Origin of the sequence: Longibaculum muris, from assembly GCF_004343035.1 — a bacterium.
GTDB lineage: Bacteria > Bacillota_I > Bacilli_A > Erysipelotrichales > Coprobacillaceae > Longibaculum > Longibaculum muris.
The window spans coordinates 160877-173797 of the sequence record NZ_SMCQ01000002.1 but is presented as its reverse complement, the minus strand read 5'-3'; the positions used below and the strand labels follow the sequence as shown (position 1 = coordinate 173797).

Below are 12921 nucleotides of genomic sequence, written 5' to 3'. Positions count from 1 at the left end.
TCTTCGCATCACATGATGCGAAGAATACTTCATGATAATGGAGAGAAGGGAATAAGAGTGAGGGATAGAGTTTTTAAGGTATTAAGAATTATTGGTTATCTTATTGGTTTCTCTGTGTTATTGTATCCAACGGTAAGTAATTTTGTGAATCAAAGACATGCGACGACAGTTATTGCAAATTATGATGATGAAATAGAACATATTTCTCATAATGATAAAAAGGATTTATTAGAAAAGGCAAGGATTTATAATCAATCATTGATTGGGGTTCAACATGTTAATGATCCGTTTGGTGGAATGAGTAATGAAAGTGAAGTTTATAAGAGCTTGTTAAATGTGAATGGTGATGGGATGATGGGATATATTCGTATACCGAGTATTAAAGTTGAGTTACCTATTTACCATGGAACAAGTGAACCTGTTTTACAGGTTGGTGTTGGACATTTAGAAAATACGTCTTTACCAGTGGGTGGAAGCTCTACACATGCAGTATTGACTGGACATCGAGGATTACCTTCAGCTAAGTTATTTACTGAATTAGATATGGTTAAAGTTGGAGATGTGTTTTATATTAAGATATTAGGAGAAACTTTGGCTTATGAAGTTGATCAGATATTAACTGTTTTACCAACTGAGATGCAAGCATTGAATATTGAAAAGGGTAAGGATTATGTGACTTTGGTGACATGTACACCGTATGCAGTGAATACTCATCGTATGTTAGTAAGAGGACATCGTATTCCTTATCAAGAAGCTAATCAAATTCAAAAAGATGAACATATTGGTTATCAAATTCCTTTTGAATATATTATTGTTTGTGGGATTGTTATTGGGATGTGTGGAATTATTTTTATGATAAGAAGAATAAAAAGATAGGAGTGTAAGCATGAAAAGACTATTGAAGATAGAAATGATTGTTATATTAGGATTTATGTTAATGTTAGTCTCTTTTCATGCTGAAGATAGAAAAGGGTCTATTGATTTGTATTTCCATGGAAATAATAAAAATGATGAAACATTGATTTTAGATAATGTTCCTTTTATGATATATAAGATAGCTTGTTATGATGGTCAAAGATATATTGTTGATGATATGTATAAGGATTTACATTTGTCTTTTGATGATGTTTTTAGTTCTTCACAGACACAAATGGCAATGAAATTAGATAATTATATTCAAAAGAATCATATTCAAGGTCATGTTTATTATACAAATCATGCTGGACATATTTATTTTAATGATTTAGAGTTAGGTATATACTTTATTGTTCAAAAAGATAATTATTCTTATCAAGATGGTATCTTTATTTCTTCACCATTTTTAGTAAAAATACCAATGTCTGATCATCAACAAACAATTTATCATTTATCTATAGAACCAAAGAGTGAATGGATTATTAATCAACCTATAACTGATCATGAAACATCAACAAATTCTCAACAAAATATTCAAACAAGTGATGATGAATCATTGATTCAATATACTCTTTTAGCTGGTCTTTCATTCTTTGTATTTATTTTAGAATATCGTGTATTAAAGAAGGAATCATAGGAGGTTATATGTTAGTTAGTGAATCAATGAAAAATATAAAAGATTTATCAGTATCACAAAAAGCAGTCATTGATTTTATGTTAGTAGAAAAAGAGAATTTGAAAGACATGACAATTCAAGATATTGCAATGAAAACTTATACTTCACCATCTACACTTATACGTGTTGCTAAAAAGTTAGGTTACAATGGTTTTGTTGAATTAAAAGAAGCTTATTTAAAAGAAATAGAATATCTTCATTGTCATATTAATCAAATTGATGCTAATATTCCTTTTCAAAGTCAGGATAATATTATGGATATTTCTTATAAAATAGCAACATTACAGAAAGAAACAATTGATGATACTTTGTCTCTTATTGATCATGATACATTACGTCGTGCTTTAAATCTTATAAAGACAACAGATATGATTCATTTTTGTGGAGTTAGTTTTTCTCATTTGTTAGGTGAAAATTTTGCTTTAAAGATGTCTAGAATTGGTAAGAAGGTTTTTATCTCTCATTTAGAACAGGAGTATTTATATTCTACATCATTGGTTTCAAAGAATGATATGGCACTTATTGTTTCTTATAGTGGAGCTTTACCAATTATTAAGAATATGGTTGATATGTATAAAGCTAAGAATATTCCTATTTTAGCAATAACTTCATATGGTCAATCTTATTTAAGAAGTCAAGCTGATGTGACTTTAACAATTACGACAAAAGAAAAGATGTATAGTAAGATAGCTGGTTATAGTAATGAAACATCGATTAAATTATTATTAGATATTTTATATTCTTGTTTCTTTGCTTTAGATTATGATAAATATCTTAAAGAAAAAACAGAGCTTTCTAAGATTGTTGAAGCTAATAAAATTGCACCAACTGAAATATTAAGAGAAGATGATTAACAAAATCATTTTTCGTGATTTGAATAAAAAATAAAGAAAATATCGAAAAGTCATTTCTATTGTATTCTATATTCTTTTTTATAAAATGAATACGTTTTATAATAAGAATATAGGAGGAATAATAAAATGACTTTTTCTAATGATTTTTTATGGGGTGGAGCAATTGCTGCTAATCAATGTGAAGGTGCTTGGAATGTAGATGGAAAAGGACCTAGTATTGCTGATACGGCTCCTTATTTTAAAAATAAACAAGATTATGAGGATTATGTTTGTTTTCATATGATGAGTAAAGATGATGTTTTTGATTGTTTAAATGATCAAGAGGGATGTTATCCAAAGCGAACAGGAATTGATTTTTATCATCATTATCAAGAAGATATTCGTTTGTTTGCTGGTATGGGATTTAAGGTGTTACGTATGTCGATTGCTTGGTCACGTATCTTTCCTCATGGGGATGAAGAAGAACCTAATGAATTAGGTTTACAGTTTTATGATAAGGTTTTTGATGAATGTTTAAAATATGGGATTCAACCTTTAGTTACATTATCTCATTATGAAACACCATTAGGGTTAGCTCTTGATTATGGTGGATGGTTAAATAGAAAAACGATTTCTTTTTATGAGAAATATGTTAAAACAGTCTTTGAAAGATATAAAGATAAAGTTAAATATTGGATTACTTTTAATGAGATTAATGTGATTTTACATAGTTTATATGTTGGAGGGGCTATTTTAAAAGAATATACATCTAATAATTTAGATCAAGATTGTTTTCAAGCCATTCATCATTTATTCTTAGCCAGTTCTTTAGCTGTCAAATGGGGTCATGAGATTATTCAAGATTCTCATATTGGTTGTATGATAGCAAGACGTGAAGCTTATCCAGCAACATGTCATCCTGAAGATGTTTTACAATGTTTAGATGAAGATCAAATGAATTTATTCTTTACTGATGTTCAATTAAGAGGATATTATCCTCGTTATATGAATCGTTATTTTAAAGAACATCAAATAGTTATTCATAAAGAAGCTGGTGATGATGAATTATTACGTCAATATACTTGTGATTTCTTATCTATTAGTTATTATATGAGTGTTTTATCTAAGAAACATATTGATGAAAATACAGAAATAGCAGTAGGGAATCTTGTTAATGGGGTAAAAAATCCATATTTAGAATCATCTACCTGGGGTTGGCAAAAGGATCCTATTGGTTTAACGATTGCTTTAAGAGAATTGTATGATCGTTATCAGATCCCTTTATTTATTGCTGAACTTGGGTTAGGTGAAAAAGATGTTTTAACTAAAGATCATAAAGTTCATGATGATTATCGTATTGATTTTTTAAGAGATTATATCCAAGGAGCTAAAGATGCTGTGGAAGCTGGGGTTGATTTATTCGGTTTAACTGTATGGGGTTGTATTGATATTGTTAGTATGTCAACTTCTGAGATGTCAAAAAGATATGGTTTTATTTATGTAGATGTGGATGATTTAGGTAAAGGAAGTTATCAAAGATATAAGAAGGATTCTTATGATTGGTATAAGAAAGTTATTGAAAGTAATGGTGAAGAATTATAAAAAGTTAGCTTAAAGCTAACTTTATTTTTCATAGATTTTATATTTAGCTTGTAGATGATTTTTAACTAATGATTGGCCTTGATAGATATAACCAGTATATTCATAAAGTTTCTTAGGTGAAATGTAATAAGAAAATTCTTGCGTATCATTCATTTGATAGGCAATACCGATTGGTAACCATTTTTCTTGTAAACCAAGCTTGATGAATTGCTGATCTTTTTTCATAATTTTGGCTACTTCATCAATAGGTACATTTGCGCCTGAAAATGATAATAATGATTCTTTCATACTGTTCATAATTTTTTCCTCCATATATTTCTTTTTTAATCTACTATATGTTGGAATCATTTCTTTTATGACACGTTTCTAAACAAAATTTAAGATATATGTTTAAAAATTATTATAAATAGGTATTAGACATAAGATATGAGATATTATATAATTTTGTTGTTGAAAAGGAGACATAATGATGATAGAAAAATTTGATGTTGATACACCATTTGGTAAAAAGAGAAGATTACATATTTATTTACCAAATGATTATTATGAAAGTAATGAAGAATATCCTGTGATGTATATGTATGATGGTCATAATCTTTATGATGATAGAGATGCTACATATGGGAAATCATGGGGATTGGCTGATTTTCTTAATAATTATGACAAAAAATTTATTGTTGTAGGGATTGAATGTAGTCATGATGGATATGAAAGATTGGATGAGTATTGTCCTTATACATTAAAAAATACTTTTTTAGGTCCTAGAAATGGGTATGGCAATAAATATATGGAATGGGTCGTATATCAGTTAAAACCAATGATTGATCAAAAGTATAGAACTATTCCTTTTAGAGAATGTACAGGCATAGCTGGGAGTTCTATGGGTGGATTAATGGCCTATTATACAATTATGAAATTTAATCAATATTTCTCAAAGGCTGCATGTTTATCTCCATCTCTTGCATTATGTCATAATGAATTGTTCAATGATTTTCAAAATATCAAAATCAGTCCTGATACAAGAGTTTATTTTAGTTTTGGTACAAAAGAAACAAAATCAGTGGATTCAATAATAAAAAATCTTCAAGAATTTCATGAAGATTTACTGAAAAGACAAGCAAGTAGTTATATCAATATTGTTTTAGATGGAGAACATAATGAAGCAACTTGGGAAAAACAAAATCAAATCTATTTTGATTATTTATGGAAATAGCCAGTATTTAGCTGGCTATTTTAAATATTGTTTTTCATAATATTTTTCTTCATTTATATATAATTGTTCAATAATGGGTCTTTCATCAATATAATTCCATCTTTGAATGAAGGTTGGCTTAATAACAAACAGTCTTTCATTTTTTAAATGTGAATAGTTTTCATAAGATGATAAGAAGTGTGTTTTAAAATCACGGCAAAAATCTTGGTGATCAAGAGGATGACCAATTTCTTTACAGATTCCTTCAATTTGAATATTATCTATGCATAAAGCAACATTTTTATTTGCTTGTATATCTTGACATTTATGAAAGGTTATATCTGTTTGAAAATAAAAAAGACCTTCTTTTATAATAAAACTCATTTTTCTTGCAGAAACTCTATCATTATGAGAAGTTGCTAAAACAATTTTGGCATGATCTCCTATTTGTTGAAATATTTCATTATACTTGATTCATAGTTATTTTTCATTATTGAATTATTCCCCCATGATATACGCCTTCATAGATTTTATGATTTTGATAGTATATTTCTTCACTACCTTGAAAACTATCAATATGACCAGTGACTTTAGAAATATATGTATATTCACCTCGACTATATATTTCAGGTCCACGAAAAGGTCTTTGTTCATCTACCAACATTAAAGCTTCTTTTAAAAAGTCTCCATTAAAATCAGAACTTAAGACTTTTCCATAATAATTCATGCTCCAACAAACTTGGTCATTTTGATAAACAATCTCTTGACCAGAAAAGTATGAACGCCCATAAAAAGTATCATAGTATTGATATTCATTATCTTGATAGTGATACTCATGAGCATCTTTTTTTACTGATTGAACTTTATTCTTTTTCGCTGCATATGTCATTTTTTTAGCTTTTATTAGAAAAGTTATAAGCGTATTTGTATTCATTGTTTGAGCATCTTCACTTATACAATCATCATCTTTAATCAAAAAATCAATCGTCACATTAAAGATTTGAGAAAGATCAATTAAATATTCTAAGCTGGGCGAAATTAATCCATTTTCCCATTTTGTAATAGTTTGTCTTGATACACAAAGTTTTTCAGCTAATTCTTCTTGCGTCAGCATATTCTTTTTTCTAAAGTATGTTATTTTTTCATTAAGCATCTTTTTGTCCTCCTTGAATCTATCTTATCATGATAAATAAGCATACACCAGCAATCATTGTTTACAATTTTGCTACTTTATGATTTTATTTTTCATGTATTGATGTCTTTTTTATGAGCCAAGTGTATAATAAAACAAAGAGGTGATTTTAGTGGAAGATTGGTGAAAGAAGGAAATTGCTTATCAAATTTATCCTAAGAGTTTTTATGATAGTAATCATGATGGAATTGGAGATATAAGAGGAATTGTTGAAAAATTAGATTATTTACAAGATTTAGGGGTTACTTTGTTATGGATTTGTCCTTTATATAAGTCCCCAATGGATGATAATGGATATGATATATCTGATTATTATGATGTGAATCCTGAGTTTGGAACAATGGCTGATTTAGATGAATTGATTATCAAGGCTAAGGAAAAAGGTATCAAGATTATTATGGATTTAGTCATTAATCATACTTCTAGTGAACATCCATGGTTTCAAGAAGCAATCAACCATCCTGATAGTCCTTATCATGATTATTATATTTTTAAACAAGGTAGTCAGGAACCGAATAATTGGCGCAGTGTTTTTGGTGGTTCTGTATGGGAAAAAGTAGCGGGTAGAGATGAATATTATTTTCATTCTTTTTCTAAGAAACAACCTGATTTAAATTGGGAAAATCCCCAAGTTAGAAAAGAATTATATCAGATGATTAATTGGTGGTTAGATAAAGGAATTGCTGGTTTTAGAGTTGATGCGATTAATTTTATTAAGAAAGATCAAAGTTATCAAAATGGTATCGTTGATGGGAAAGATGGATTGTCTGCTTGTTTTGCTTATACAAGAAATCAACCTGGCATTGAAGTCTTTTTTGAAGAACTCAAAAAAGAAACATTTGATAAATATTCGTGTATGACAGTTGCTGAAGCAGTTGGTGTACAGTATCCTGATTTAGGTATTTTTATTGGCGAAAAAGGTTGTTTTTCTATGATGTTTGATTTTAATTATTCAAACTTTGATATTAATCAAGATGAAGAATGGTTTAGACGTCAAGATTGGCAAGTTAAAGATTTTAAAGAATTATTATTTAAGAGTCAAAGAGAAGTTCAAAAGCTAGGTTGGATAGCAAGCTTCTTAGAAAATCATGATCAGCCTCGTTCTATTGATAAACTAATCAAAGATAAAAAATATCATCATTATTATTCAAAAACAATGATTGCTGGAATGTATTTCTTTTTAAGAGGGACTCCATTTATCTATCAAGGACAAGAAATAGGTATGTGTAATTTCACTAGAGAAAGTATTAATGATTTTGATGATATTGGAAGTATCAATCAGTATAAACGAGCGATTGAAGAAGGATTTACTCAAGATGAAGCTTTACACTTTTTAAATTTAAGAAGCCGTGATAATGCACGAACACCAATGCAATGGAATCAAAATCAATATGCTGGCTTTAGTGATGTAAAACCTTGGATAAAGATGGGGGATCATCAAGAAATTAATGTTGAAAATCAAATCCATGATATTCATTCTGTTTATCATTTTTATCAAAAGATGATAAATATAAGAAAACATGAAGATATTTTAATTTATGGAGATTTTGTGGAGTTAAAAACAAATGATAATGTGATTGGATATCAAAGAGTTTATCATGATCAAGTGATTTGTTGTTTATGTAATTTTAGTGAATTAAAACAGAGTATAGATCATATTGAAGGTGATGTTTTATTAAATAATTATGATGATTATATCATAGGTGTGTTAAAACCTTTTCAATTTGTGATGATTAAGTTAAAATTCTGACAGGGATAACCTGTCTTTTTTTATTTAATGAGTTATTTGAAGTCATTCTATAGATGAAAGAATATATTCAAAAAAGTAAATATTTTATATGTTTTATGAATGGACTATCCATTCTTTTTTGGCTTTATTGATATGGATAATAGAGTAGATATAATAAATTTAGGTATATTTGATAAATAAAACTTTCTAATAATGAGATATCATAAATATGTTTGATGACAATATAAAAATAGAATAATTCTTAAGTGATAATAGATAATATTAAGTATTTTTCATAGGATGATTAAAATCAGGTTAAAACAAAATAAGGGAAAAGGAGGTTAGAAAGGGAAATTGGATATTGTTTATACTTGAGTTTAATTGATAGGCAAATCGTTTATTAGAATTAAAGATAAAGGAGAATAAAATGAAAAGATCAAGGATAAAGAAATTTTTTGCACTGATAATGGTTTTATCATTAGCAAGCGCAACTGTATTTGGTGCAAATGTTTCTCATGTTAGTGCATTATCCAATGGAGAAAAAGCCAAAGAGCTTGTTAGCAAGATGACATTGGAAGAAAAAATTGGTCAAAAACTTATGTTGTCATTTCGTAGTGGTTGGACAATGAAAGATGGTAAAAAAATTGCTTCTGTTCAAAATATTAATGATGAGATTTATCAATTGATTGGACAGTATGATATTGGTAGTGTGATTTTGTTTGCCGTGAACTTTGATACAGATGCAACAGTTAATGTTGAATTGACAAATGGTTTACAACAAGCTGCAATGGACAAAAGTTTAGGTAAAAATAATATTCCACTTCTTATAGGAACAGATCAAGAAGGAGGAATTGTCTATCGTTTAACAGGGGGAACAGCTTTGCCAGGAAATATGGCTTTAGGGGCAACAAATAATTTAGATGATGCTAAAAAAGCTGGAACAATTATTGGTAGTGAATTACATGCAGTAGGAATTAATACAAACTTTGCTCCTGTTGCAGATGTGAATAATAATGCCAATAATCCAGTTATTGGTTTACGTTCTTTTAGTAGTAATCCTCAATTAGCTGCCAAGTTTACAACTGCTTATATTGATGGTGTTCATAGTCAAAAAGTTGCAACTACAGCAAAGCATTTCCCAGGACATGGAAATGTCTCAACGGATTCTCACACAGGATTACCATCAGTTCCTGCAACTAAGGAAGAATTGTATAAAACAGAATTGGTACCATTTCAAGCTGCTATAAAAGATGGTACTGATTTAATTATGACAGCACATATACAATTTCCTAATTTTGTTAAGGAAAAGATTTATTCTGAAAAAAAACAAGAAAGTATAACCCCTCCAGCAACATTATCAAGAGAAATTTTAACTGATTTGTTAAGAGGAGAATTGAATTTTAATGGTGTTGTTGTTACGGATTCTATGACAATGGGTGGTATTGCTAATTATTTTGATGTTAATGAAAGAAATTTATTAGCTATTAAAGCTGGTGTAGATATATTGGATATTCCATTTACTGATATTTCTTCTTGGAAAGATATGGAAGAAAAATTAGTTCCATTAATCAATGCTTTTGTTGATGCTTATACTAAAGAAGATGGTTACAATGGCATTAAATTATCTATGGATGAATTAGATAAATCTGTTGAAAGGATTTTAACTTTAAAATATAACAGAGGAATCATGGATTTAGCAAATGATAAGACAACTTTAGCCCAAAAGAAAGCTATTGCTTCAAAAGTTGTTGGTTCTGTTGAAAATCGTGAAACAGAAAGATTAATTTCTGCTCATGCAGTGACAGTTGTTAAGAATGAAAATGATCTCTTACCTCTTAAATTAACAAAAGATTCAAGAGTCTTATTTGCGCATACTTATTCAAGAAATAATAACAGAGTTGTGATGGCATGGAATCGTGCTAAAGCAGCTGGTATTATTCCAGAAGGAGCAGATTATAAAATTTTACAGCATTATAATTGGACAGGTTTGAATGATAATGTGAATAGTGCATTAAATTCAGATGGTACAAGTTTTGAAGGAACAAATAAAGATTTATTAGATTGGTGTAATATTTTAATTCATGCTTCTGAGGTATCTAGTTCTACGCAAATGGAATATGATAGTTATTTGACTGCATGTCCAAAATTATTTACTGATTATTGTAAAGAAAATGGGAAACAGACTGTTATTATTTCATTAAATCAACCATATGATACACAATTATATCCAAGTGCTGATGCTATTTTAGCAGTCTTTGGAACAAATGGATTAGGATTAGATATTACTGAATCATATGGTGGCGGAACAGTCTCTGCAACTGCTGCTTTTAGCCCTAATTTAACAGCTGGAGTAGAAGTCGCTTTAGGTACATTTGGTGCTTCTGGGAAATTACCTGTTGATATTCCTAAGTTTATTAATTGGCAGGATGGAAAACATGTTAATACATATTCAACAACTGAAAATGTTTATAAACTAGGTTATGGTATAACATATGATTCAATTGTAAAAGATCCAAATAAGAATGCTTTAAAAGATACAATTGAACTAGTTAAGAATTTAAATACTGCTGTATTTACAAATGAATCAGTAACAGCCGCTGCAAAGCCATTGAAAGAATTACAGACTTTACTGAAAAGTGCAGAAAATACATATATAACTCATAAATTAGCACAATCTGTTGTTGATAAAAGTGAAACAGATTTACGTAATAAATATAATGAAGTACTAGCATTATTAATTTATAATACGAATAAATCTGCATTAACAGATTTAGTAGAAAAAGTTGAAAAATTAGATCAAGAATATTATACAACACAATCATGGGAGGTATTAGTAAAAGCATTAGATAATGCTAAGACTATTCTTAAAGCTAATGTAAAACAAGAAGATATTGATAAGGCTTATAAACAATTAGAAGAAGCTCAAAGTCAACTTGTTGAAAAAGTTAATAGACAAGAATTAGGGATTGCTATTGATACAGCACATAAAATCACTCAGGAACAATTAGATAAAGTTATTCCTGCAGTTGTAACTGAATTTAAAACTACTTTAGATAATGCTCAAAAAGTATATGATAATAAGAAAGCAACACAAGTTGAAGTTAATGATGCTTTTGATAAATTATCTCATGCAATGAGTCAATTAGATTTTTATAAAGGAAACAAAACAGCATTAAAAGAATTAGTCAATAAAATTGATAAACTTAATAGAGATGATTATTTTGCTGTAATGTGGAAAGTATTAGATCCAACTCTAACAAAAGCAAAAACAGTTTTAGCTAATGAAAATGCATTAGAAAAAGATGTCAATGATGCTTATGATGGATTAGTCAAAGCATTCTTACAATTACAGATGAAACCAAGTAAAGATTTATTGAATAAATATATTGCTAAAGCTGAAAAATTAGATTAAAAAGCTTATACAAATGCTTCATGGAAAACTTTTGAAGCTGCTTTAACACAAGCAAAAGCAGTTGTTGCTAATAGTGAAGCAACCCAAAAAGAAGTCACTGAAGCACAAACCAACTTATCAACAGCAATGAATCATCTAGTAAGTGTTGCTCATACTTCATCAACACAAACTGAGGATACGAATCAAATTGCATTCTTTGTATTTATTGGTTTAGTTGCGGTAGCTGGTGGGATTGTATTAAAAAAGAAAAAATTCTTTAAATAATAAATTTAAAAATGAGTCGTTATCAAGGAAAAGATGACGACTCTTTTCATATCTTTTACACATGATTGTGATATGGTGTAGATAAGAGGTGAGATAGATGAAAAAACATAAAGTTATAGTTACAGTTGTTTTATTGGTAAGCATTATTGTCGGTTCAAGTTTGGTATTTGATTCTATGAAAAAGAATAGTTTTCCATACAAATATCAAGATATTTTAACAAGTTATTTAGGCGATTATACGATTGAAAAGAAAGCTAAAAATAAAGCTGATAAAACTGAACGTTCAATGTCTGATAGTTGGTATATGAATTATGGAAAACAATTGAAGGATAATATGCTTATTTATGATGAAAAAAGCTTCTTTACCCAGCTACAAGATACATATGTGAGTCATCATTTTTTACAGCTATCAGAAAAAATAAATGCTAAAGATTCTATCTTATATTTAAGAAATGCTTTTATGGCTATTCCTTATGCATATACTTCAGATAATTGTGAAAAACTAGATGATCAAATTGCTAAAAACTATTCTCAGTATTATCCTCAATCATTTTGTATTAATGAAGGTTATAATATTGATCATTTGTTTACCGAGAAAAAATCACCATTGTTTTTCGTTTTTGTATGTAATAACAAGGAAACAGCAAATAGATTCATTTCGGAAATAAAAAATGTTAATGCTATTATAATCATAACTTCAGATGTAATGAATGAAGATAGTCTTACAATTGAAGCTAATAAAATTGAAAATGATTCAGATAAGTACATGTTTGTTTACCATGGAAAAATCATTGAAGATGGTCAAAAGATTATGGGATTAAATAAGGACTATGGTGATAATGAAAATGGTTATGAACAAGGAACAATTATTTATAATTTTAATCATTTTATAAAAGATATGTATAATCAAAATGAATATTAAAGATAATTCTTTCTTTATAGCAATGAGATATAGTTGTTAATAAATAAATTCATTATATAGCTGATAACAGGTGCAGAAATATTTCATCAATACAACGATTCTATCAAAGATATATATTTATTCTCATGGTTAAATGAAGATACAGGTAATACAAGTGAAGCTAATATTATTATTGATAAAGTTA

Annotated in this window: 12 protein-coding genes and 1 pseudogene; 10 read left to right on the top strand and 3 right to left on the bottom strand. The window is 28.5% G+C overall.

The window, feature by feature from the left end:
* Nucleotides 1–57 precede the first annotated feature (57 nt).
* The 4 genes from EDD60_RS03020 to EDD60_RS03005 all read left to right on the top strand — a co-directional run bounded on the left by EDD60_RS03020 (nucleotide 58) and on the right by EDD60_RS03005 (nucleotide 4026).
* Nucleotides 58–876, top strand: coding sequence for a class C sortase (locus EDD60_RS03020; RefSeq protein WP_243646619.1), 819 nt, complete (start codon nucleotides 58–60; stop codon nucleotides 874–876).
* A gap of 10 nt (nucleotides 877–886) precedes the next feature.
* Nucleotides 887–1552, top strand: coding sequence for a hypothetical protein (locus EDD60_RS03015; protein ID WP_066446522.1), 666 nt, complete (start codon nucleotides 887–889; stop codon nucleotides 1550–1552).
* An 8-nt stretch (nucleotides 1553–1560) separates the two neighbouring features.
* The gene (locus EDD60_RS03010; protein ID WP_066446518.1) at nucleotides 1561–2445 is read left to right on the top strand and encodes a MurR/RpiR family transcriptional regulator; all 885 of its coding nucleotides are present in this window, start codon (nucleotides 1561–1563) and stop codon (nucleotides 2443–2445) included.
* Nucleotides 2446–2571: 126 nt separating this feature from the next.
* On the top strand, nucleotides 2572–4026 hold the full coding sequence (locus EDD60_RS03005; protein WP_132226205.1) for a glycoside hydrolase family 1 protein: 1455 nt from the start codon (nucleotides 2572–2574) through the stop codon (nucleotides 4024–4026).
* A 21-nt stretch (nucleotides 4027–4047) separates the two neighbouring features.
* Here the strand turns inward: EDD60_RS03005 and EDD60_RS03000 are convergent, their stop codons facing one another.
* Nucleotides 4048–4323 (bottom strand): hypothetical protein, encoded by a 276-nt coding sequence (locus EDD60_RS03000; protein ID WP_243646618.1) that lies wholly within the window; start codon nucleotides 4321–4323, stop codon nucleotides 4048–4050.
* Nucleotides 4324–4495: 172 nt separating this feature from the next.
* On the opposite strand from EDD60_RS03000, the gene EDD60_RS02995 reads away from it, so the two are divergent.
* On the top strand, nucleotides 4496–5239 hold the full coding sequence (locus EDD60_RS02995; protein WP_066446514.1) for an alpha/beta hydrolase: 744 nt from the start codon (nucleotides 4496–4498) through the stop codon (nucleotides 5237–5239).
* A 15-nt stretch (nucleotides 5240–5254) separates the two neighbouring features.
* Here EDD60_RS02995 and EDD60_RS02990 read toward each other — a convergent pair whose 3' ends face one another.
* Both EDD60_RS02990 and EDD60_RS02985 read right to left on the bottom strand, forming a co-directional pair.
* Nucleotides 5255–5665, bottom strand: a complete 411-nt coding sequence (locus EDD60_RS02990) for a pyridoxamine 5'-phosphate oxidase family protein (RefSeq protein WP_449560093.1) — start codon at nucleotides 5663–5665, stop codon at nucleotides 5255–5257.
* Nucleotides 5666–5708: 43 nt separating this feature from the next.
* Nucleotides 5709–6371 carry a DUF5680 domain-containing protein gene (locus EDD60_RS02985; protein WP_066446507.1) on the bottom strand — a complete coding sequence of 221 codons (663 nt, stop codon included), beginning with the start codon at nucleotides 6369–6371 and terminating at the stop codon, nucleotides 5709–5711.
* Nucleotides 6372–6546: 175 nt separating this feature from the next.
* Between EDD60_RS02985 and EDD60_RS02980 the strand changes: the two genes are divergently transcribed.
* The 5 genes and pseudogenes from EDD60_RS02980 (at nucleotide 6547) to EDD60_RS02970 (ending at nucleotide 12737) form a co-directional block, all read left to right on the top strand.
* Nucleotides 6547–8160, top strand: a complete 1614-nt coding sequence (locus EDD60_RS02980; RefSeq protein WP_318026096.1) for a glycoside hydrolase family 13 protein — start codon at nucleotides 6547–6549, stop codon at nucleotides 8158–8160.
* 406 nt (nucleotides 8161–8566) lie between these two features.
* Nucleotides 8567–11551, top strand: a complete 2985-nt coding sequence (locus EDD60_RS02975) for a glycoside hydrolase family 3 protein (protein WP_243646616.1) — start codon at nucleotides 8567–8569, stop codon at nucleotides 11549–11551.
* 15 nt (nucleotides 11552–11566) lie between these two features.
* A pseudogene (locus EDD60_RS16540) lies at nucleotides 11567–11677 on the top strand (hypothetical protein); the annotation flags it as partial.
* Complete coding sequence (locus EDD60_RS16300; RefSeq protein ID WP_243646615.1) at nucleotides 11678–11815, top strand: LPXTG cell wall anchor domain-containing protein; 138 nt, start codon at nucleotides 11678–11680, stop codon at nucleotides 11813–11815.
* 97 nt (nucleotides 11816–11912) lie between these two features.
* Entirely contained in the window at nucleotides 11913–12737 is an 825-nt protein-coding gene (locus tag EDD60_RS02970) for a hypothetical protein (RefSeq protein WP_066446501.1), read from the top strand.
* The last annotated feature ends 184 nt before the right edge of the window (nucleotides 12738–12921 follow it).